Source organism: Duodenibacillus massiliensis, from assembly GCF_928721995.1.
In the GTDB taxonomy this organism is placed as follows: domain Bacteria; phylum Pseudomonadota; class Gammaproteobacteria; order Burkholderiales; family Burkholderiaceae_F; genus Duodenibacillus; species Duodenibacillus massiliensis.
This window is the reverse complement of sequence record NZ_OV788642.1, coordinates 1,434,308-1,455,813: the sequence shown is the minus strand read 5'-3', so window position 1 is coordinate 1,455,813 and position 21,506 is coordinate 1,434,308. Positions and strand designations below refer to the sequence as shown.

Genomic DNA, 21,506 nt, shown 5'->3' with positions numbered 1-21,506 from the left:
CATCATGTTTAAAAAAGTAGATCAGACCGTCGCACAGCTTTGGAAAGAAAGCACATTGCCCGCATTGGAAGATTTCGTGAGACTTCCGGCCAAATCACCGGCATTTGATGCCGACTGGGAAGCGCACGGCGTGCTGCTTGATGCCTGCCGCAAAGCGGCCCGCTGGGGACAGATGCTTTTCCCGCAGGCAACGTTTGATGTTTTGACGGCCCCCGGCATCACACCCTGCCTTTTCTTTGACATTCCCGCTTTTGGTACTGATGCGTCCGAAGCTTCCGTGCTCTGCTACGGGCACCTCGATAAACAGCCGGAAAATTCCGGATGGACCGGAAACAGGGCTCCGTTTAAGCCGGTGGTGGAAGACGGCAAACTTTACGGCCGGGGCTGCGCTGATGACGGCTACTGTGTCTACAGTGCTCTTACCGCCGTTAAGGCACTTGAAGTCAACGCCGTTTCTCACCCGAGAATCTGCGGCCTGATTGAAACCGGTGAAGAATCCGGCTCTCCGGATCTCAGTTACTGGCTCAGGATGACGGCGCCGCGCATGAAAAACACGGCACTGATTCTGGTGCTTGACAGCACCGCCGGCGACTATGAAAGACTCTGGATCACATCAAGCTTCCGGGGTACTGTCGGCGTCACTTTGCGTGTGAAAGTTCTCAATCACGGCGTGCACTCGGGCTCAGCCTCAGGAATCGTTCCGGAAAGCTTCATGATCATCCGCGAACTGCTGGACCGCCTGGAAAACAGCCGTACCGGAGAAATTCTTCTTCCGGAATTTCACTGCCGGATTCCGGAAAACCGAAAGGAGCAGATCAGGGCTGTGGCCGATCTGATCGGCGGTGATCTCTGCAGTCACTTCCCCTGGGCCGGACAGACCGCCATGCGTTATGACTCGGCTGCTGAAAACATTCTTGAGCAGACCTGGAAGCCGCAACTTGCCGTGATCGGTGCTGAAGGGCTTCCCGAGCTACAGCATGCAGGTAACGTCCTGCGCTCTGAAACAGCGCTGCGGCTCTCCATCCGCATTCCGCCCTACACGGAACCGCAGGCTGCCCTTGACGCAATGCGGGCCAAACTGACCTCAGACGTTCCTTTCAATGCCCAGGCCTCACTTGAAGACGCAAGCATTGCCAAAGGATGGGATGCTCCGCAGGAAGCGCCCTGGCTTACCCGTGCGGTGGAACGCATCGGACGGGAAGTCTTCGGGAAAACCTCGGCCTACATCCCCGAGGGCGGCTCAATTCCGATTCTCAATCTCTTTGCCCAGACCTTTCCGCAGGCACAGTTTGTGGTCACCGGTGTACTCGGACCGCACTCCAATGCCCATGGCCCCGACGAAATGCTTGACCTTAACTATGCGGAAAAACTCACCTGCGCCGTCGCACGCTTTGCCGTTGCGGCAGGCAGCCGTTAAAAGGAGCCCGCCATGCGGCGCGATCTTGTCGTTCAGGTAATCGTCGACTACGGCGACTTTTGGGAAAACTTCGCCACGGCCTACGAAGCGGAAAGTTTCATCAACGCCAACATCGATGAACTGGATCTGCCGCTTTCGGTGTGGCTTGAGGATATGCGCGGCAATAAAAAATGGGACTACGACGTTGTGGACGACGGCTCAGGCACATTTCACCTCGTTGACCGCCCCATAGAAAAGGGACTGCGGCGGTTAATCCGCAATCCCTCAAACTGAAGCTCACCAGGAAAAGCACCGGTACCTTTTAAGACTGCCGGTGCTTTTTACAGGAACTCCCCCAAAAAGAGCTTATAGGCCGGATTTTGAGTTTCATCCCAAAAACGGTAACCAAGCGTCTTTAAAAACGCCTCAAATGCCTCGTTATCAGACTGCGGCACCTGTACCCCGACAAGCACGCGGCCGAAGTCAGCACCGTTGTTGCGGTAGTGGAAAAGCGAAATATTCCACTGCGGCGCCATCGACGTCAGAAACTTCATGAGCGCCCCGGGGCGTTCCGGAAACTCAAACCGGTAGAGCCTTTCATTGGTCGCAAGCTTGCTGTGTCCGCCGATCATGTGCCGCAGATGCAGCTTGGCAAGTTCATCGTGCGTGAGATTGACAGTGGGCAGATGAGACTTTTCAAACGCCTCCACCAGTTTGTCGGCATCTCGGGAATTAGCTGTCTGAATCCCCACAAAAATGTAGGCCTTTTTCGGATCGCTGATACGGTAATTGAATTCCGTGACGCTGCGGTTGCCGATCGATTCGCAAAAACGCCGGAAAGAACCGCGTTCTTCCGGAATCGTCACGGAAAAAAGCGCTTCACGCTCTTCACCGTATTCAGCACGCTCGGACACAAAGCGCAGACGGTCAAAGTTCATATTGGCGCCCGAGGTAACCGCCACCAGCGTTTTGTTGCTGATGTTGTTGCGGCGGACCCAGGCTTTAAGTCCGGCAAGCGACAGCGCCCCCGAAGGCTCCACAATGCCGCGCGTGTCTTCAAAGACATCCTTGATGGCGGCACAGATTTCATCGCTGTCAACGAGGATGATGTCATCGAGATTTTGCCGGCAGAGCCTGTAGGTTTCGTCCCCCACCTGCTTGACGGCCGTACCGTCGGAGAAAAGACCGACGTCAGAGAGCATGACGGGGTGACCGGCCGCAAAGGCCTGCTTCATCGCGTCACTGTCTTTGGTTTCCACACCGAAAACCTTGATGTCGGGGTAAAGCGCCTTGATGTAGGTTGCCACACCGGCAGCGAGTCCGCCCCCGCCGATCTGCACGAAAATCGCATCGGGACGCGAGCCGTCTGCGGGCTGATACTGCCGCAGAATTTCCATACCGATGGTGCCCTGGCCGGCAATGACAAACGGATCATCAAAGGGATGAACAAAGGTAAGCCCTTCTTCCTGCTGCATCTTGACGGCGTGCGCGGCGGCGTCAGAAAAGCTGTCGCCGACCAAAACGACTTCGCCGCCCAAATTCCGGACCGCCTCAACCTTCAGGTTCGGCGCAGTCACGGGCATCACAATCACGGCACGGCACCCCAGGCGCCTTGCCGCCAGTGCCACGCCCTGTGCATGGTTACCGGCTGAAGCACAGATCACGCCGCGGGCGCGCTCTTCAGCCGTCAGATGAATCATTTTGTTAAAGGCACCGCGCAGCTTGAAGGAAAACACGGGCTGCGTGTCTTCGCGTTTTAAAAGCACCTTGTTGCCGATTCGTTTGGAAAGGCGCTTGGCTTCTTCAAGCGGCGTTTCTTCGGCAACGTCATAGACGCGGGCCGTGAGAATACGGCGCAGATAATCCTGGGTTGACATGTCGGTTGCTGCCATCTGATTTTGTCTCCCGTTCAAAATAGGCACAGCATCAAAAAAGGACTCCAACTTTAGGCCACCCTCCTGCTGTTTTCAATCCGATACATTCTTTCTTCGGTGTCTCAAAGCTCGCCGACACCGGTCAGACGCAACTTGTACAATGGTTCTTGTTGCCGGCAAAAATTAAAGAGCTCTTTTCCGGCAGGCTTTGCCCCCCCCCAACTGAGACCCTAAAAACATGCAGGAAACCGGATTGACTTCTGTTACGGCTGCCGCCAATGAACGCATTCGCGAAATTCCGTACAACTACACATCGTTTTCCGACAGAGAAATCGTCATCCGGCTACTCGGAGAGAAAGCCTGGGAAATTCTGACCGAACTCAGAAACTTCCGCAGAACCGGCCGGTCTTCCCGAATGCTCTATGAGGTACTGGGCGACATTTGGGTTGTCAACCGCAATCCCTACCTGCAGGATGATCTGCTTGAAAACAGACGCCGCCGTGTGCTCCTGGTCGACGCCATGAAACACCGTCTCAATGAGATGGAAAAACGCCGGGATCCGACTGTGCCTGAGCGCGATGCCAAGGTGGCAGAACTTCTTACGCTCGCACATAAAGCCGTGGAAAAGTTTGATGCAGACTTCATTAAGACCGAACGTCTGCGCGGTAAAGCCCGGCGGCTTTTTAAGCAATTTACCTCGGAAGACAATATCCGGTTTGACGGTTTTGCCAGAGCCAGTCACGTCACCGATGCCACCGACTGGCGTGTGGAACTGCCTTTTGTCGTTCTGACACCGGACTCGGAAAAAGAAATTCCGGCACTGGTCAGGGCCTGTATTGAACTCGGTCTTGTCATCATCCCCCGCGGCAGCGGCACGGGCTACACGGGCGGCGCCGTACCGATGAGTGAGCTGAGCGCCGTGATCAACACGGAAAAAATGGACGCAATCAGCGCAGTAACGCTCGAGCAACTCCCCGGCGTTGCCGACGATGTTCCGGTGATCCGTACCGGAGCAGGCGCCGTCACGCGCCGCGTCACGGAAGCCGCAGCCCTTTATGACTACGTTTTTTCCGTCGATCCGGCCAGTGCCGACGCCTGTTCGGTTGGTGGCAACATCGCGGAAAATTCGGGCGGCAAAAAAGCCGTCCTGTGGGGTACCGCGGTCGATAATCTCGCGCAGTACCGTATGGTGACACCCGAAGGCAACTGGCTTGAGGTCACCCGCATCAACCATAACCTCGGCAAGATCCACAAACAGGAAGAAGTTGTCTGGGAAGTGACGCTTAAGGACGGTCAGGAAAAGGATCCGGAAAAAGCGCGCGTACTTCACACCGAAACGCTCAGAATGCCCGGTGCGTCGTTTCGCAAAAAAGGGCTCGGCAAAGACGTCTCCAACAAGTATCTAGGCGGGTTGCCCGGCGTACAGAAGGAAGGCACCGACGGGTTGATCACGTCAGCCACCTGGATTCTGCACAAAATGCCTCCCTGCGGCCGTACCGTATGCCTTGAATTTTTCGGTGCAGCAGGACTTGCCGGTCCCGCCATCGTCGAAATCACAAAACTGCTGGATTCGCATCCGCAGGGCTGCATGCTTGCCGGGCTTGAACACCTTGACGACCGCTATCTGCATGCCGTCAATTACCCGGTCAAAAGCCAGCGCGGCGAATACCCGAAGATGGTTTTGGTGGGTGACATCGTCGGCTATGACGAAAAAGCGCTGGATGAAGTCACCGAAAAAGTCATCCGGATCTGCACCGGCCGTAACGGTGAAGGCTTTATCGCCAAAACGGAAACCGAGCGCTTTAAGTTCTGGCATGAAAGAAGCCGTACCGCAGCGATCAGTGCGCATACCAATGCCTTCAAACTTAATGAAGACGTTGTGATTCCGCTTGATAAGATCGGCGAATACACACTGGTGTGCGAGCGCTTCAACATCGAGTGCTCCATTCAGAATAAGCTCGATATGCTCGAAGCTGTCCGCAGCTATCTGCAGGGCTACATTTCCCTCGGCAACCCCTCCATGATCACGGGCATCACCAAGCAGGAGCTGCTGGCAAAAACCGTGCCCGAAGCCCTGCGAAAGCTCGACGAAACCAAGGAGCGCTGGTCATTTGTTCTTACGCATCTGGACGATGCCTTTAAAGACGTCCTCAGCCGTCTTCTGACGCTCGGCATTGCCGCTGACAGCGAGGCCTTTAAACCCTACGCAGGGAAAAAACTCTTTGATGCGGTTTATGACAGAGTGCTGCGGATTTCCTGGAAGCGGGAGATCCGCAGTGAACTCGACCGTATTTTCGGCGGTGATGCGTTTGAAAAAGTCAGAGCCCAGATCGATGAAATCCACAACAAGGTCCTCAGAGGCCGCGTATTCATCGCGCTGCACATGCATGCCGGCGACGGCAATGTCCACACCAACATTCCGCTCAATTCCGACAACTATCAGATGATGAAGCTCGGCGAAAAAGCCGTGCATCTGGTGATGAAAACCGTAAAGGGGCTCGGAGGCTCCGTTTCCGGTGAGCACGGTATCGGTCTCACGAAAATCGAATTTCTGGATCCGGCCGATCTTGCGCCTTTTTACGACTATCTTGACCGCGTTGATCCCGAGCGGCACTTCAATCCCGGCAAACTCTTAAAAGGGCTCGAAAACGCCTACACGCCGAGTTTTAATCTTCTCACCTCTGAATCGCTCATCATGCAGCAGTCGGAATTAAAGGAGATTAACGACGCCGTCAAAAACTGTCTGCGCTGCGGTAAGTGCAAGTCCCGCTGCTCCACGCACGTGCCGCGGGCAAGTCTGCTTTACTCTCCGCGCAACAAAATTATTGCCGTGGGACTGCTCACGGAAGCGTATCTGTACGAAAGTCAGACGCGCCGCGGCCTCAATCCCGAGCATTTGAGTTCCTTTACCGACATTTCCGATCACTGCACGCTGTGCATGAAGTGTCTGCAGCCCTGCCCGGTCAAAATTAATTTCGGTGAAGTCACCGTTTTGCTGAGAAACTTTCTCTCCCGGATGAACTTCACCTCAAAAAATCCGATTAAAAAGGCGGGGCTTGATTTTCTGTCGCTCACCAATCCCCGGGGGGTGGAAATTGCCCGCAAGGCTATGATCGATATCGGCTTCAGGGCTGAGCGCAAGGCCTCAGATGCCCTGAAACATCTGGCGCAGCCGCATATGAAGCGGCCGCCCAACACCACCGGCAAACCCAAAATCAGGGAACAGATCATCACGCTCGTTAACCGCAGGCTGCCCGAGCCCCGCATGCATAAAACACTGCGTTCGCTCTTAAAGCTCACGGATCCGACCACGGTTCCCATCATCCGTAAAAAAGAATGCCGCGACGCCGAGGCCGTCTTTTACTTCCCGGGCTGCGGCAACGAACGGCTTTTCCCTGAGGTGGGAGCCGCCGTTCTCACCATGCTTTATGCCTCCGGTATCCAGACGGTGATTCCGCCCAAATTCCTTTGCTGCGGTTATCCGCAGAAAGGTAACGGTCAGGCTGAATTTGCGCGTCAGATCGTCACCAACAACCGTATTCTCTTTCACCGCATCGCCAATACGCTCAATTACCTTGACATCAAAACGGTGATTACGTCATGCGGCACCTGCCTCAAGCAGCTGAGGGACTACCACTTTGAGGAAATTTTCCCCGGCTGCCGCATTTTGGACATTCACGACTATCTCGCGGAAAAAGGTGTCTCGCTTGTCGGTGAAGAAAATACCCGGTATCTCTTTCACAATCCCTGTCATACCCCCTTTGCAGGGAGTACGCCGCTTCTGACCGTAAACCAACTCATCACGGCCGGCGACGGCACGAAGGTTGAACTCACAGACCGCTGCTGCGGGGAATCCGGCACATTTGCCGTAAGCCGCCCTGACATTGCCAACCAGGTACGCTTCAGAAAGGAAGAGGACATCCGTCTCAGAAAATCGAGGCTTGAAAGTGACGGCTTCTCCGGAGAGGTGAAAATTCTCACCGCCTGCCCGGCCTGTCTGCAGGGGTTAAGCCGCTATAACGACGCCACACAGACTGAAGCGGAGTTTCTGGTGGTTGAAATGGCGCGGCTGCAGTACGGAAAAAACTGGCTTCCGGATTTTCTGCATGACGTCAGTAAAGACGGCATCGAACATGTACTCGTTTAGGAAACTCAAACCATGAGTGAAAATTGTCCTTTATGCGCTTTGCCCGCCGGACAGATTCTCTGGCAGGACGAACTTGTCTGCGTCATCAATCCCGGTGAAAACCGTATTCCCGGCTTTACGCGCGTCGTCCTGAAAAAGCACATTGCGGAGATGAGTGCGCTGAGCGAAAAAGAGCGGATTCACGTCATGAACGCCGTCAACGCGGTTGAGACTCTGATGCTGCGCATGATGCGGCCTGACAAGGTGAATCTTGCCTCTTTGGGCAACATGGTGCCACACCTGCACTGGCACGTTATTCCGCGCTGGAAAAATGATCCCTGGTTTCCTGATTCTGTTTGGTCGGCCGCACGCCGCAGCGACAATGCCGCCGACACCAAAGACAGGCAACTTCTGGCAGAGCAGTTTTTCAAGGCACTGCCCCGGGCCCTCAACGCCGCCTTTCAGTAGCAGCTTTTGAGCTCTGCTGCGGGATAAAGCTTTGTCAGATTTCTGATGCGGTCCTCCTCCTCAGAAGTGACCGCATTAAAAACAAGATCAACCTGTCCGCTCGGCTCTCCGAGGCGGTTGGTAACCTTAATTCCCTTCATGTCGGGCGCACGCCCGCTCACCAGATATTTTTCAGCGGCCTCTCTTGAAGAAAAGGAAGCTATCTCCACACCGTAGGAAAGTTCTCCTTCAAGAATCGGTTTTACCGTACGGATACCCTGCTGACGGAATTGCTTCACAAAGGCTCTCACGGCCGTCGTGTTGTCATAGGGCCCCAGGTACGCAATAAAGCGTTCCGGCAGAAAACGGTCTGCCACAACCGCCTTCTGTAAAAGCCCACTTCGTGTCAGACGCTCCTGCACGCCGGGCAGATCCTTATGGGCAAAAGGACCGAAAAGCACGCAGCGAAGCGTCTCGCTTGCGGTCTCAGACCGTGCCGTCGGTCCCGCGGTAGCTTGCAGGGGTGCGTCATCCCGCAGCAAAGCAACCGAGGCCCGCCCCTCAAGACGCAACGCACCGTACTGAGACGCATCCTGCATCAGATAAAACGCCGCTGCCCCAGCCAGCACAACCGTTAATACCGCAAGAAGCCCCTTCATGCGGTCAGTCCCTGTTGTGAGGCCTGCTGTGCCAGACCGCGCAGCACCAGGTTATGTTTTAAGACAGCCTGAGGAAAGCGGGCCCGGATGTACGGCGCCAGAAGCGGTGCAGCGCCGCCGGCGAAAACGATTTTGACGTCGGATCCTTTGTCCTGCATTGCTGCCCTGGCGTGCTCAATAACCCCGAGGTGTGCTTCCAGAATGCCGGTGGAAATTGCGGAGTCCGTATTCTTCGGAAACGGCTCGACTGCACCGATTCCGTTCGGACGGCAGCGCGTGCCCTTTACGAGTGACTCATACATCATGGCCGGCCCCGGCAGAATCCGGCCGCCGCAAAACACCAGCCGACCGTTTTCAGAGACGACGGAATCCACAGTTGTGGCTGTTCCCATATGCACCACCAGCAGAGGCTGTCCCGGATAGAGGCTTGCCGCGCCGATGGCGGCAAACCAGCGGTCGCTGCCGAGCTGCCTGCAGTTTTCATAACCGTTGGTGAGCTCAAAATTTCCGCGAAAGACCGGTTCGGAATGAAGCCACTCCCAGGGAATGCCGTGAGCGTTAAAAAACTTCGTAAGTGAGAGCGCAAGCATTTCGCTTGAAACCATGCAGCCGACCACACGGGTTGGTTTGAGCGCTGACCAGGTACGCAGCAGTTCATCCGGAGGCGTTCCGTGTCCTCCGTGCACATACGTCTGAGGCTCTTCCGGCTTATCAAGCGTCGTCCACTTCAGAGCCGTATTTCCCAGATCCAGCAGTAAAACCGTCACAATATGCGTTTCCCGTCCAAACAAAGGCGCCGACCACGGCCCGAAACAAGACCGATTCGTCTGCACGAACTGCATTGTATGCGGCTTACCGCTGAAAATAAACGCACACGGATAACGCGTCATTGTCAGCGGTAAAATCCACTGCTTTCAAAGGATTTTCCGCTCTAAAAGCGGTCCGCAATCCTTGTTTTTTGTGAACTTTCATCATCAACTGTCGTGATCTCACGTTTTCTCGGAACTCTCGCTTTCGTGCCGGTTGTTTTTTGTCTTCTGACGACCGGTAATTCCGCCCTGGCGTTGTCACTCACGCTTTTTGACTCCGTCAGCGGCATGGTGCTCATTGAGAAAGAACAGCATAAAAAACTCAATCCCGGCGATTTTGTGCAGCTGATGACGCTATACACAGCATTGCGGCTGACTGACGGAAAAGCCCGTTTATCCCTGACGGTGACTGTACCGGAAAGCAATATTGCGGCACGGCAGAATGCCCGCAGGCTTTATCTCAGAGCAGGACAAACCGTTTCCTTTAACGGTCTTATTAAGGCGGTTGCCGTCACCAATGCCGAGGAGGCCTGTCATATCCTTGCCGGTACGAACGGACTCAATACAAGGGAATTTGTGGAAAAAATGAATTTTTATGCCGCAGAAGCCGGCATGAAAAACTCCCTGTTTACCTCCCCGGTGACTGCCCCCGGACAAGTATCAAGTGCATACGATCTGGCGCTGCTCACACAGGAAATCAGAACCCGTTACCCGGACATATTTGCCCTGTTTTCAGAAAAAACATTTTCCTTTGCCGGCAACAATCAGCGCAACAGGAATCTGCTGCTGTGGCGCGGCGACGATATTGACGGCGTGATGAGCAACAAAACATCAACCGCTTTTATCGCCTCTTCGGTTCATAAAAAAATCACAGCTGATACGGAACGCAGACTGATTGCCGTTTACCTCCCTGACAGAAATGCCCGGACCGATGTCTCGATCAATCAGGTGCTGACGCTGTTTCGCAAGGGAAGAGCCGACTTCGAAACGATCCGGCTTTTTACGGCAGGCACTCCGGTTTCAGCGCTTGAAGTACTGGGCGGCAACCGCAACCGGCTCGAAGTTGCCGCTGACAAGGATATCTGGGTTTCCATCGACCGGACCAAGCTCGCCGCACGCGGCACAGGCGGTATTACCGGCCGCGTGGAATACAAAAAGCCCGTGCTTGCTCCTGTGCGTAAAGGCGATGAAATTGCCCGGCTTCATGTGGAATTTGAAGGAAAAGAACTGTCGTCTTTTCCGCTGAGAGCCATGTACGATATCGGCGAAGGCAGTACCCTGAGCCGCTTTATTGATTCGGTGCGGCTCAAACTCAATGCCGAACCGACGGAGAAAAAATGACTGAACAGAAAACCGACCGCGTCACAATAACGGAAACCTCCGGTGAAGACTCACTTTTAAAATTTCCGACGGAGTTTCCCATTAAGGTGATGGGACTTACCACGCCGGATTTTGCCGAAGTCATCGGCAGTGCCGTCCGGGAAATCGCACCGGACTTTGATCCGGCAGGCATCAAAACCGAATATTCCAAAACCCGTAAATACACATCCCTGACGGTTGTTGTAAATGCTCAGAGCAAAGATCAGCTCGACACCATTTACCGTATGCTCACCTCGCACCCGATGGTCAAGGTTGTTCTCTGATACCAAATGACTCCGGATAAAACCGTAAAGCCCGGCAGTCTTGCTGCCTGGGTAGCCTGCGCCCGCCCGAAAACCTGGCTGATTGCCGTCTCCCCGGTATTGGTAGGGTTACTGTTTGCCTTGGCTGAGACCAAGACACTTGATATCACCACAGCCGCTGCCACGCTCTTAATTGCCGTGCTGATGCAGGTCATCAGCAATATGGAAAACGATGCCGGCTACACGAAACGAAATGCCGAGCGATCGACACGCAAGGGACTGCCCCGCGCCACCGCAAACGGCTGGCTCACGGTTAAGGCCGTGGAAAATGCCATCCGCCTGCTTGCCCTCGTTGCTGTTCTGGACACAGCCTTCCTCGTTTATAAAGGCGGCTGGGTTTTTATTCTGATCTGTCTGGCTTCCGTCATTGCCGCCTACTGTTACATGGGCGGCCCCAGACCGATTGCCTACACCCCCTTCGGAGAAGCGGTTGTCTTCATCTTTTTCGGGATTACCGCTGTCTGCGGCACCTTTTATCTGCAGACACTGTCGCTTAACACGGAAGTCGTGATTGCCTCTGCAGCTCTGGGACTGCAGGCAGCGGCCGTTTTAGCCGTAAACAATTTCAGAGATCTTGAGCATGATGCTTCGGTCGGAAGAAAAACACTCGCGGTGCTTTTAGGTCATCAAGGAATGCTGACCGCCTACCGCGTACTCATTCTCGCACCCTACGCTCTGATTGCGCTTTTAATCGCTATTGAGCCCTCCTACTGGCCCTGCCTGCTTGGCGCCGTCACCGTTTTTTCCGCACTGAAACTTGCCCGGGATCTCGGCCTAAAAAAGGGACTCGAACTTAATGATGTGATGTTCGGCACCATTAAACTGGAACTTCGCTTTGCCGTGTGCCTGATGACAGGAGCCCTGGTGACGTTTCTGCTCACAAACGGTTTTTAAAAAAGGCCGCACTGTAAAAGGCGGCCCGTCCCAAACAATACGGCCGGGGCTTTACACCGGCCGCAGTCAGTACAGAGTTATTCCTGACTCATCCGTTTCTGATGCTCTTCCTGTTCTCTGCGGATCTGCTCAAGCCTCAGGGCACTGAGTAACTCAACATGCGACACAACCCGCACGACGCCGCCCGTTGCTGCCGCCGTTCGGCAGGCTGCCTCATTTTCCTCACTGCTTAAAAGCCCCGTGAGATAAACAATACCGCGGTCCACCGTTACCTTCATCTGATTAATGGAGACGCGTTGGTTACCGATCAGGTTGGCCCTGACCTTGGCGGCCAGTGTTGAATCACTCATACGCTGTCCGAGACCGGAGGGCGTCATCACCGCAAGTTCATTAATGACGCGCTTTACGTCAAGGCTCACTCGGGCCGTGTTTTCCGCGGTCTTTCGGCCTTCTTCCGTCGGTACCTCACCGGTGAGAAGCACCCAACCGTTATAGGCCGTCACAGTGATGTGATTTTGCTCAGCCGCTCCGAGCGCACGGGAGATCTCCCAGCCGACACGCTTTTCGAGCACTTCATCATTTAAGACGGCCCCGGTGGAACGCCGGTCAGCCATTGTTGACACAGTGGTGCTCCCGACAGCCACGGCGCCGCCGAAAATCAGCGGGGCACACCCCGACATCAGTAAAGAAGTACCTGCGGTCGCGCACATCAGCACCGCGCAGACAGCTTTTCTGTTCATTGCCATATCTTTCTATCCATAACTGTTATCTTTCAACGTCAGGCATAACCATCGTATCAGGGACAGCCACCGACTGCTCGATATCTTTCTGCATCTGCAGAAACGGTTTAAGCCATACCCAGTGGTCCAGAAGCTCTGTTCTGCGCATCCATAAGGCTCCGGAGGAATGCATAAACAGATCTCTCGCGATCCAGTCCCTGATGATCTGATCAATCGTTGCGGAGGAACAGGAAATCACGGAAGCCATGAGCTTTCTTGAAGGCAGTGCCGGAAGCCGGATCCATGTGTTCGAAGACTCAAGCTTTGGAATCACGCTTTTAACAGCGCTCACCAGAGCCGCCGTCAGAAATACGCCGAGCCGCCGCTCGGGCTTGGCCACATGACACACCATAAGCCCCAGCCGTTCACTGACGGCTCTTCGCATATGGTACGACGTAAGCTCGTGATTCCATCCGGCATCAACTTCCGCCAGGCGCAGCAAAATCGAAGGATTGACCGTCAGAATCTCTGACTGCGTCAGTGCCCAGTACTTTCTCGGCAGATTATCCAGCCGGCTGAAGGCATTCGTGGTTACGGCAAAACTGCCGGGGCCGGAAAGCGTCAGCATAAACGGAGAATGGCTTCCGGGATTCAGCAGCGCCTGAGCCAAAAATCCCCTTTCCACAAAAACAACGTGGTTAAACCACGTGCGCCCTGCGGCATCCCCGGGCCACAGAGTGAGGCGTCTGCCCAGGTTATGCATGACACGCATCATCTCCGGCGATAAAACCGGCGCGAACCAAGGCATTAGTTCAGAGTTCTGCATGTACTGCTTCTATTCATACTCTAACGACAGACGGACAATACTGTCTAAAACCAAAGACTGCAAGAGCCGGAGCTGCCTTCAGCGGCACCCCCGTGTGAACAAGTCTGTGGAAAAAGCTGAGGATAAAAGAGAATGCCGAAGGGAAAAGGGAAAACTCAAAAATCAGGACAAAGTTTTACACACAGCTCTCCACAGGGTTCCCACAAAGCATTTCAAAGCTTATCCAACAGGTTATCCACAAGCTAACACATTGAATTTAAAGTGGTTTATTGAATTATCAACAGTTTTTTCCACACCTATTGTTTACTACTGTTAATTTAAAGATTTAAAAACAAATAAAACCCAAGAACAACAAAAATCTCAGGGCCGATACTCACGGAAAATATAGAAAACAAATAAAAATCAATAAGATAAGAAAAACACCCGATCGCACATAAAAAATGGAGCAACCAGTCTTCCGGCTGAACGATGTGCAGTCAAAAACAAGACGGAACTTCTATAAGGCGATGCAATCAGAAGTTCCGTCTTGTCAGGATCCGAAGATGAGTTTTTTATTAATTAACGGGAGATATCGTTATTTTGCTGTCAAATAACACGATCTTCTACTAACTATTTAAAACAAATATGTGTTTTAAATCAAGATTTCTTGCCGAAATTTGTAATTCCGAACGGCACAAGGACGCTGGGGACTGTTGTTGCCGTTTTCTCGAGGTGTGTGAGCTGATCGTCAAAGAAGATATGGGGTTTGAGCGCAGCGAGAATGTTGCTCTTCGGGAGCCCGTCCAAAAGAAAGAGCTCTGCAGCACTCATCCCCAGAGTCTTTAACGTGGTGATGAGCCGCTGTTCGCTCGGCGCTCCGCGGGAAGTCACAATGGAGACACGGATGGCGGGCTTGTAATAAGGATCATTCTTCCCCCGCTGCGCATCCATTTTCTGAAACGCTGCAATCTTGGTGAAAAGCCGGTTTAAAGGCCCCGGCGTATGGGGCGTATTGGCCTTGGTGACTTCAAGGTGCTGAAATCCGGCGAGTCACTCTTTCTGATATTCCCGTTCGGCCTCATCATCAATGATGACACCGTCAAAGTCGAAGGCGATCCGAAGCTCGTTGTCGTCTCCGTCGTCTTCTTCGGCCTTCTTTCCGCTCGGAATAACCCACCCGCCGGGCAAACCCTGCTGGATCGCATACATGACGTTTTCCCTGTTGGCGCTCAGAAAAAGCGATACGTCAAAGGATTTGATGTAGGGAAACGTAGATTGCCCGGAAGTGAAGGCACCGGCTTTGACGGGAAGATTGTAGTGGCGGCAGGAGCTGAAAAAGCGCTCACCGGTTTCCGGCGAATTGCGGCTTAAAACAACCACACGGAAGGGTTCGGCCTCGCCGAACAGTTCGTTAAGCTTTAACAGGCGTTTGATGAAGGGAAAGGCGACGCCCGGGGCAAGTGGATCGTCCTTATGACTTTCCTGATAATCCCTGTAGGCGGCGATTCCCTTTTCTTCAAACAGCCGGTGCTCGCTTTCCAGATCAAACAGTGCGCGGGATGACACCGCGACAACGAGTTGGTTTTCTGTTGTTTTCAAGGTGTCCTCCCGGAACTTAAAGGTCAGTGTGACTAGACGTCGATGTTGCTTGCAAAGAGCGCATTTTCTTCAATGAAGTCACGGCGCGGTTCCACTTCATCGCCCATCAGCATTGAGAAAATGTCATCGGCTTTACCCGCGTCTTCAAGGCGCACACGCAGCAGGCGGCGTGTCTGAGGATTCATGGTCGTTTCAAAAAGCTCATTGGCATCCATTTCCCCCAACCCCTTGTAGCGCTGTTTTCTCACACCGGCTTCGGCCTGATCAAGCAGCCAGCGCACAGCGTCTCCGAAGTTTTTCACCTGCTGTGTTTTCTCGCCGCGCACGACACGGGCGCCTTCGCCGATGACGCCCTTCAGAGCCTCTGAGCACTCCGTAAGGACGGCGTAGTCGCGGGAACGGAGAAATTCCGGTTCCAGGTAACTGTGGTGCGTGTTGCCGTAGATGTGATGACTGATGCGGATGTGCCAGCGTTCTTTATCGGTATCCCAAAGGGCTTCGGCTTTGATCTCAGGATCCCGCATATCGCTTTGAAGAGCGGCGGCGCTTGCGGCGGCCTTCTCTTCGTCACTCAGATCGATGCTTACGCCCGAAGAAATCGACAAGAGCGCAGCCCGGTCGATAACCTGGCTCAGGCGTTCGATCACGGACTTAGAGGCTTCAAATTCCTTGATGAGATTTTCCAGTTCGGTACCGCGCAGCCCGATGCCGCTTTCAAAATCGGCTTCGCTCTTATAAAGGATGGCATCCTTTAAGGCGATATTGAGCAGATAACGCGCCATTTCCGCGTCATCTTTGAGGTAAATCTTGCGTTCTTTGTTCGTCTTTTTGTCGCGGCCGCCGATCAGAACACCGTAAAGCGGAGGTTGGGCGATGTAGACGTGGCCTCCCTCGATGAGTTGCGGCATCTGACGATAGAAGAACGTGAGAAGCAGCGTACGGATGTGCGCACCGTCCACGTCGGCATCGGTCATCAGAATAATGCGGTGATAACGCAGTTTTTCGAGATTGAACTCATCCTTGAGCTGCGTGCCGAGCGCAAGAACCAGTGTGCGGATCTGCTCGGAATCGAGCAGTTTGTCCACAGAAGCTTTTTCCACATTCAGAATCTTGCCGCGCAGCGGAAGAATTGCCTGGAATTCACGCTTTCTGCCGGTTTTGGCCGAGCCGCCTGCCGAGTCACCCTCCACAATGAAGACTTCGCTTGCGGCGGGGTCTTTGCTGGAGCAATCGGCCAGTTTGCCGGGAAGGCCGCCGCCGAAAATCTGTTTACGTGTGACTTCACGGGCTTTACGGGCCGCCTCACGGGCGCGTGCAGCCCCCACGATTTTGTTGCAGATTTCCTTGGCCTGATCCGGATTTTCTTCCAGGAATGTTTCAAGGCCTTCACTGACGGCTGCGTAGACCGCGGGCTGCACTTCACTCGTGACAAGTTTGTCTTTTGTCTGTGAGCTGAAAGAAGGCTGCGGGACCTTGACTGACAAAACACAGGTGAGACCTTCGCGCATGTCTTCACCGGAAATTTCAAACTTATCGCCTTTTTTCAGAAAATCATTGTTGGCGATGTAGTTCTTAAAGACCTGGGTCATTGCCAGGCGCAGACCGGTGACGTGCGTACCGCCGTCACGCTGAGGAATGTTGTTGGTGTAGGCGGCAAGCGACTCGTTGTAGGAGTCATTCCACTGCAGAGCCACTTCAACGTAAACCGGAATTTCCTTGGTGTTGTCCTTGGCGGTTTTCTGTTCAATGGTCTTTTGGATATAAATCGGATCTTTATGAATAGCCCGGCGCGTCGTGTTTTTATAAAGTACAAAGGAGCGGACGCCGCCATCGCTTTCAAGGCGGACATGCTTTCCCGAGCGCTCGTCGCTTAATTCAATATCCACACCGGAATTGAGGTAGGAGAGCTCTCTTAAACGCAGCAGCAGCGTGTCGTAGTCAAAATCAGTGACAGGTTCGAAAATGGACTTTTCCGGCAGAAAATGAACTTCAGTGCCGCGTTTTGTGGTCTCGCCAAGATCCTTCATGGGGCTGACTTCCACCATTTCACCGGTCAGAGGCGACTTGACGGTTTCAATGCGTCTGTCGACAACGACGCCTTTTTCAAAGCGCAGAAAGTGCGTTCGGCCGTCACGGTGAACTTTGAGTTCAAGCCAGGAGGAAAGCGCGTTGACGCAGGAAACACCGACGCCGTGTAGACCGCCTGAAATTTTGTAGCCGTTGTCGTCGAATTTGCCGCCGGCATGCAGTTCGGTCAGTGCAATTTCAGCAGCCGAACGCTTGGGTTCGTGTTTGTCGTCAAATTTGATGGCGGTGGGAATGCCGCGGCCGTCATCAACAACGCTCACGGAGTTGTCCATGTGAATTGTGACGAAGATATTTTTGGCATAGCCGGCCATGGCTTCGTCGATGGAATTGTCCACCACCTCATAGACGAGATGGTGCAGACCGGAGCCGTCGGAGACGTCGCCGATATACATGCCGGGGCGTTTCCGTACGGCTTCCAGACCTTCAAGGATTTTGATGTTGGTCTCGTTATAAGTGGAAGACGTATTGCCGGCTGTGTTTTTTTCAGGAGATTCCATATCAGTCACAAAATATTCACTAGGCGGATAAAAAGCTTTTTTCCGGCGGCGGTTATGTCACTTGCGCCGGTTTGTTCTTCAGAAAAAATGTTACTCAGATACGCACTACGCCAATGCAGCTGACTCACACGGTCTGCATTGGCGCAGTTCTTGCCGGACTCTCTGACGGAGTTAACCGTCACTGCCGTCAGATGCGCATCGGCATCAGTACGTAACGGAACTGTTCGCTCTCGGGCATTGTCAGAAGCGTCGCCCCCTGAGAAGAGGAGAACGCAAAGCAGACGTCGCTGTTTTTCAGATTACCGAGCACGTCAAGCAGGTACGTCACGTTAAAGCCCAGATCGAGATCGGGGCCTTCATAATTGATCTTGATGTCTTCCGAGGCCTCTTCCATCTCGTTGTTTGCGCTCTGGATATGGAGCTTGCCCGGTGTGATGACCCAGCGCAGGCCCTTGAATTTTTCGTTGGCCAAAATGGCGGCGCGGCGCAGGGCTCCGATCAGTTCCTCGCGGTTGACAAGAAAGCGCTTGTCATTGTTGGTGGGAATAACGCGGCTGTAATCGGGGTACTTGCCGTCAATGAGTTTTGTCAGAAACTCAATTTCGCCGAACGTGAAGCGGGCCTGCTGCGGCCCCATGTCGATCGTCACGGGATCATCATTGTCAGGCAGCAGTTTCATGAGCTGCTGAATGGTCTTGCGCGGCAGAATCGCTTCGACTTTTTCCGTGACTTCCGTGTCCATTTCAGAGTCGCAGCACGCCAGGCGATGGCCGTCGGTGGCAACCGCACGCACCATTTTCCCGTCCAGCACAAGAAGCATGCCGTTCAGGTAGAAGCGCACGTCCTGCTGAGCCATGGCAAAGTGCACCATCTGAATCAGATGCTTTAAAACCGATGCGGGCAGTGTGATGTGCACGTCCATTTCGGAGACGGGCAGCTGAGGATAACCGTCAGCCGGCAGTGGCACGAGGCTGAACTTGGAAGCATTGGCTTTCAAAAGGATATGACGGCCGTCATTTTCAAGGCTGACTTCCGTGCCGTTACCGGAAATGGCGTTTAACAGTGCCGTGAGTTTGGCTGCCGGCAGCGTGGTGCTGAAATCGCCTTCTCCGCAGCCGACGGCGGCCTTGGTTTTGGTCTGAATTTCAAGATCGGTTGTTGTGAAGTAAACCGTCTCGTTTTGCTTTTCGATCAGGATGTTGGACAAGATGGCGACGGTCTGACGCCCTTCCACAATCCCGCCGACAGTCTGCAGCGGTTTCAGAAGTGCTTCGCGGGTGCACTGAATAAACGGCATTTAAGAATTCCTTCTGTTCAACAACAAGTCGTGATGACTTGAATTTTCAATATTATCAGTGGATTTTAATCGAAAAAACGTCCGAAAACCCTTGTTTTCCGTACTTTTCACGGGAAGAACCGGGTTAGTTCTTCAGGCGTTGTTCCAAAATGTTGAGTTCGTGTTTCAGAGCTTCGTCCGTATTGCGGCTTGTCATGACCTTTTTACAGGCATACATCACGGTAGTGTGATCTTTTTTACCGAAAAACGAAGCAATTTCCGGAAGACTCTTTTGAGTGAGTTCCTTAGCCAAGTACATGGCAATCTGTCGGGCATACACCACAGGGCCCTTGCGGGATTTCGAATACATGTCCGAAACCTTCAGGTTGTAGTACTCGGAGACGACCTGCTGAATATTTTCCACCGTCACGGGAACCGCACTCACATTAAAGACGTCACGCAGGGCGACTTTGGCGGTTTCAACGGATACCGGAAGATTGTGGAAATTCGTGTAGGCCAGAATCTGCTGAACGGCACCTTCGAGTTCGCGTACGTTGCTTTTAAGCCGTTTGGCAATGATGACGGCAACTTCTTCCGGCATTTCAAGCCCGGATCTGTCGGCTTTCTGCAGCAGAATCTGAATACGCATGTCCAGTTCCGGCGGCTCAACCGAGACAACCAGCCCCTGCGTCAGACGTGAAAGCAGCCGTTCCTGGAAAGCCTTCAGATTGCGGGGATAGGTATCGCTTGTGAGCACAATCTGTTTGCCGTGCGGCACCATACGCTCAAAAGCAAGGAAGAAGTTTGTCTGAGTACCTTCGCGGCTTGCAAAGCTCTGAATATCATCGATAAGCAGAAGATCGAGATTTTGGTAGCGGTTCTCGAAGGTCTGCATTTTCTCCGGATGATTGTTGTTGAGCCCGCGGACGGCATCGGTAAATTCATTGATGTACTGTTGGGCCGAAATACAGCGGACGCGGGCACCGGGATGCGTTTTGATGTACTGATGGCCGATAGCCTGCATCAGGTGTGTTTTACCCAGACCGACGCCGCCGTAGATAAAAAGCGGGTTGTAAATGGCATTGGTGCTGTTGGCCACCTGCTGAGCTGCGGCATAAGCAAGCTGGTTGGCCTTACCCTCAACAATGTTTTCAAACGTGAGGTTGGGCAATAACCCCGTATCCTGCAATGCCGTCTGAACTGCCGCCGGTGCAGACTCGGCGGTAAACGGTGCCGTAGCGGGCTTTACTTCGGATTCGCTCACTTCCCAGGTAATGTCGATTTCCCGACCGGCCGTCTGGTTGATGACCGTCTGAATCTGAGCGCCGTACGAAGTCTGCAGTGTGCGCGCCTTTGCGCCGGAATCAGCTATGAGCGTGAGCGAGCCGCTCTCAAGCCCCGTTTCATCTGCCTGAAGATCGGCAAACCAGTTTTGAAAGACTTCCTGCGCGTATCTTTGACGAAGTTCTTCTAGGCAACGATTCCAAAATTCAGACATAAAACAACCACACTTCTGTTTTTTCGGGGGCAGGACAAAATCTTTGCATAGCAGCCCGGAACGGCAGTCCGTACTGACGCAAAAAGCAGACAACACCCGGATCTTTGAAAAAAGGTTTGAAATTTTAGACGCTTGCAGGGGATTCACCAAATGCACGCAGATCTATGATAAATAAACGTATTTCTAAGTTATCCACAATGAATAGTGTTAGCGGTTTTTGATGACTACAAGATGCGGCGTTCGGAATTTTTTCCGGTGCCGGTTTCTAAAAAATTACGAGGGTTTTCAGGGTTTTGAGTTGACAGGAACACCTAAAATAGGGTGTAATATCGGGTTCCCGCAGAAGCGCGTGGGCGAAATGCGTTTCGTCCGGGCTCTGCGGTTGCTGTTCACAGACCGGTTTTTTAGTGTCTGTTGCTCCATTTTTTCTTTGGTTTTGCCGTCCTTTATCGCTGACGGGGAACCGTTGTTTTGTGACCTTTATATTCAAATAAGGTAAGGATTAATCATGGCTACCAAACGTACTTATCAGCCTTCCAAGATCAAGCGTGTCCGTACGCACGGCTTCCTGGTTCGCTCCCGCACCAAGGGCGGTCGTCACGTTCTCGCTCGTCGCCGCGCCAAGGGGCGTCATAAGCTCGCCCTCTGATCGGCTCTCGGCTGATGCCGGGCTGAATCGTGAGTTCTGATCATATGCGATTGGGTTTTCCCCGTACCGTCCGGATCATCCGGTCCGAGGATTTCGGGGAGTTGTTACACTCGGACAGCCCTGCGACCATTCGACTCGGACGTGAACTGGCATCTGTTTCAGTGATTCTGAACAGTTGTGTCGGTCGCGTCCGATTTGGTTTTACGGTGGGTAAGCACAATGCGCCGAGGTCTGTGGACCGGGCGTTGGTTAAACGTGTCATGCGGGACTGCTGCCGCAATAAGCTGCCGCAGTTTCGAGCTTTGGCTGCTCAACACGGTGTCGGACTGGAAATCGGTCTGCGCCTGAGAAGACCTCTGGGGCGTGTCGGCTCGGAGGCCATGACCGTGGATAATGCCAAGCGTCTGGTGCGCGAGAGCTCTGAACTCTGCCTTCAGGCCGTCGTCAGACGACTGCCGAAATCAGTTTCTCTGTACCGGAAGTGACGC

General features: G+C 53.5%; 17 protein-coding genes and 1 pseudogene. 9 read left to right on the top strand and 9 right to left on the bottom strand.

The features are described from left to right. Positions 1-4 precede the first annotated feature (4 nt). Together NXF97_RS06675 and NXF97_RS06670 are read left to right on the top strand one after the other, a co-directional pair. The gene (locus NXF97_RS06675) at positions 5-1,417 is read left to right on the top strand and encodes a M20/M25/M40 family metallo-hydrolase (protein WP_274955515.1); all 1,413 of its coding nucleotides are present in this window, start codon (positions 5-7) and stop codon (positions 1,415-1,417) included. A 12-nt stretch (positions 1,418-1,429) separates the two neighbouring features. Beyond that, complete coding sequence (locus tag NXF97_RS06670) at positions 1,430-1,690, top strand: hypothetical protein (RefSeq protein WP_074008524.1); 261 nt, start codon at positions 1,430-1,432, stop codon at positions 1,688-1,690. Positions 1,691-1,737: 47 nt separating this feature from the next. Here the strand turns inward: NXF97_RS06670 and ilvA are convergent, their stop codons facing one another. Then, on the bottom strand, positions 1,738-3,288 hold the full coding sequence (gene ilvA, locus NXF97_RS06665; protein WP_022372723.1) for a threonine ammonia-lyase, biosynthetic: 1,551 nt from the start codon (positions 3,286-3,288) through the stop codon (positions 1,738-1,740). Positions 3,289-3,508: 220 nt separating this feature from the next. On the opposite strand from ilvA, the gene NXF97_RS06660 reads away from it, so the two are divergent. Together NXF97_RS06660 and NXF97_RS06655 are read left to right on the top strand one after the other, a co-directional pair. Continuing rightward, a complete protein-coding gene (locus NXF97_RS06660) occupies positions 3,509-7,417 on the top strand; it encodes a DUF3683 domain-containing protein (RefSeq protein ID WP_423767297.1) in 3,909 nt (1,302 codons plus the stop codon). Between the two features lie 12 nt (positions 7,418-7,429). Continuing rightward, positions 7,430-7,864 carry an HIT family protein gene (locus tag NXF97_RS06655; protein ID WP_274955513.1) on the top strand — a complete coding sequence of 145 codons (435 nt, stop codon included), beginning with the start codon at positions 7,430-7,432 and terminating at the stop codon, positions 7,862-7,864. Here NXF97_RS06655 and NXF97_RS06650 read toward each other — a convergent pair. Continuing rightward, positions 7,858-8,502 (bottom strand): hypothetical protein, encoded by a 645-nt coding sequence (locus tag NXF97_RS06650; protein ID WP_022372726.1) that lies wholly within the window; start codon positions 8,500-8,502, stop codon positions 7,858-7,860. The two genes, NXF97_RS06655 and NXF97_RS06650, sit on opposite strands and share 7 nt — an antisense overlap. Then, on the bottom strand, positions 8,499-9,269 hold the full coding sequence (locus NXF97_RS06645; RefSeq protein WP_074008526.1) for a type III pantothenate kinase: 771 nt from the start codon (positions 9,267-9,269) through the stop codon (positions 8,499-8,501). The genes NXF97_RS06650 and NXF97_RS06645 overlap by 4 nt, the downstream gene beginning before the upstream one ends. A gap of 249 nt (positions 9,270-9,518) precedes the next feature. On the opposite strand from NXF97_RS06645, the gene NXF97_RS06640 reads away from it, so the two are divergent. Genes NXF97_RS06640 through menA form a run of 3 tightly spaced genes read left to right on the top strand, consistent with a single transcriptional unit; the run spans position 9,519 to position 11,887 of the window. Further along, entirely contained in the window at positions 9,519-10,652 is a 1,134-nt protein-coding gene (locus tag NXF97_RS06640; RefSeq protein ID WP_274955512.1) for a D-alanyl-D-alanine carboxypeptidase family protein, read from the top strand. Beyond that, complete coding sequence (locus NXF97_RS06635; protein ID WP_022372729.1) at positions 10,649-10,954, top strand: YbeD family protein; 306 nt, start codon at positions 10,649-10,651, stop codon at positions 10,952-10,954. Before NXF97_RS06640 ends, NXF97_RS06635 begins: the two co-directional genes overlap by 4 nt. Before the next feature lie 6 nt (positions 10,955-10,960). After that, entirely contained in the window at positions 10,961-11,887 is a 927-nt protein-coding gene (gene menA / locus NXF97_RS06630) for a 1,4-dihydroxy-2-naphthoate octaprenyltransferase (protein WP_274955511.1), read from the top strand. A 77-nt stretch (positions 11,888-11,964) separates the two neighbouring features. On the opposite strand, the gene NXF97_RS06625 is transcribed toward menA, so the two are convergent. The 6 genes and pseudogenes from NXF97_RS06625 to dnaA form a co-directional block, all read right to left on the bottom strand. Next, positions 11,965-12,633 carry a BON domain-containing protein gene (locus NXF97_RS06625; protein WP_022372731.1) on the bottom strand — a complete coding sequence of 223 codons (669 nt, stop codon included), beginning with the start codon at positions 12,631-12,633 and terminating at the stop codon, positions 11,965-11,967. Positions 12,634-12,652: 19 nt separating this feature from the next. After that, on the bottom strand, positions 12,653-13,369 hold the full coding sequence (locus tag NXF97_RS06620) for a hypothetical protein (protein WP_143182970.1): 717 nt from the start codon (positions 13,367-13,369) through the stop codon (positions 12,653-12,655). 699 nt (positions 13,370-14,068) lie between these two features. Further along, positions 14,069-15,010 (bottom strand): annotated as a pseudogene (locus NXF97_RS06615) (5'-nucleotidase). A gap of 32 nt (positions 15,011-15,042) precedes the next feature. Further along, on the bottom strand, positions 15,043-17,595 hold the full coding sequence (locus NXF97_RS06610; RefSeq protein ID WP_274956729.1) for a DNA gyrase subunit B: 2,553 nt from the start codon (positions 17,593-17,595) through the stop codon (positions 15,043-15,045). Positions 17,596-17,782: 187 nt separating this feature from the next. Next, positions 17,783-18,892 (bottom strand): DNA polymerase III subunit beta, encoded by a 1,110-nt coding sequence (gene dnaN / locus NXF97_RS06605; RefSeq protein ID WP_022372735.1) that lies wholly within the window; start codon positions 18,890-18,892, stop codon positions 17,783-17,785. Between the two features lie 124 nt (positions 18,893-19,016). Then, entirely contained in the window at positions 19,017-20,369 is a 1,353-nt protein-coding gene (gene dnaA, locus NXF97_RS06600) for a chromosomal replication initiator protein DnaA (protein ID WP_074008531.1), read from the bottom strand. A gap of 508 nt (positions 20,370-20,877) precedes the next feature. On the opposite strand from dnaA, the gene rpmH reads away from it, so the two are divergent. Both rpmH and NXF97_RS06590 read left to right on the top strand, forming a co-directional pair. Further along, positions 20,878-21,018, top strand: coding sequence for a 50S ribosomal protein L34 (gene rpmH, locus NXF97_RS06595; RefSeq protein ID WP_022372737.1), 141 nt, complete (start codon positions 20,878-20,880; stop codon positions 21,016-21,018). A gap of 44 nt (positions 21,019-21,062) precedes the next feature. Then, on the top strand, positions 21,063-21,503 hold the full coding sequence (locus tag NXF97_RS06590; protein ID WP_074008533.1) for a ribonuclease P protein component: 441 nt from the start codon (positions 21,063-21,065) through the stop codon (positions 21,501-21,503). Positions 21,504-21,506: the final 3 nt, after the last annotated feature.

What these genes read in the sequence shown, in the direction of transcription:
- ilvA (WP_022372723.1), bottom strand. Translation starts at nt 3,288, where the DNA reads ATGGCAGCAACCGACATGTCAACCCAGGATTATCTGCGCCGTATTCTC.
- NXF97_RS06620 (WP_143182970.1), bottom strand. Translation starts at nt 13,369, where the DNA reads ATGCATAACCTGGGCAGACGCCTCACTCTGTGGCCCGGGGATGCCGCA.
- dnaN (WP_022372735.1), bottom strand. Translation starts at nt 18,892, where the DNA reads ATGCCGTTTATTCAGTGCACCCGCGAAGCACTTCTGAAACCGCTGCAG.
- NXF97_RS06650 (WP_022372726.1), bottom strand. Translation starts at nt 8,502, where the DNA reads ATGAAGGGGCTTCTTGCGGTATTAACGGTTGTGCTGGCTGGGGCAGCG.
- NXF97_RS06590 (WP_074008533.1), top strand. Translation starts at nt 21,063, where the DNA reads ATGCGATTGGGTTTTCCCCGTACCGTCCGGATCATCCGGTCCGAGGAT.
- NXF97_RS06655 (WP_274955513.1), top strand. Translation starts at nt 7,430, where the DNA reads ATGAGTGAAAATTGTCCTTTATGCGCTTTGCCCGCCGGACAGATTCTC.
- NXF97_RS06610 (WP_274956729.1), bottom strand. Translation starts at nt 17,595, where the DNA reads ATGGAATCTCCTGAAAAAAACACAGCCGGCAATACGTCTTCCACTTAT.
- NXF97_RS06670 (WP_074008524.1), top strand. Translation starts at nt 1,430, where the DNA reads ATGCGGCGCGATCTTGTCGTTCAGGTAATCGTCGACTACGGCGACTTT.
- NXF97_RS06625 (WP_022372731.1), bottom strand. Translation starts at nt 12,633, where the DNA reads ATGGCAATGAACAGAAAAGCTGTCTGCGCGGTGCTGATGTGCGCGACC.
- dnaA (WP_074008531.1), bottom strand. Translation starts at nt 20,369, where the DNA reads ATGTCTGAATTTTGGAATCGTTGCCTAGAAGAACTTCGTCAAAGATAC.
- NXF97_RS06675 (WP_274955515.1), top strand. Translation starts at nt 5, where the DNA reads ATGTTTAAAAAAGTAGATCAGACCGTCGCACAGCTTTGGAAAGAAAGC.
- NXF97_RS06660 (WP_423767297.1), top strand. Translation starts at nt 3,509, where the DNA reads ATGCAGGAAACCGGATTGACTTCTGTTACGGCTGCCGCCAATGAACGC.
- rpmH (WP_022372737.1), top strand. Translation starts at nt 20,878, where the DNA reads ATGGCTACCAAACGTACTTATCAGCCTTCCAAGATCAAGCGTGTCCGT.
- NXF97_RS06635 (WP_022372729.1), top strand. Translation starts at nt 10,649, where the DNA reads ATGACTGAACAGAAAACCGACCGCGTCACAATAACGGAAACCTCCGGT.
- menA (WP_274955511.1), top strand. Translation starts at nt 10,961, where the DNA reads ATGACTCCGGATAAAACCGTAAAGCCCGGCAGTCTTGCTGCCTGGGTA.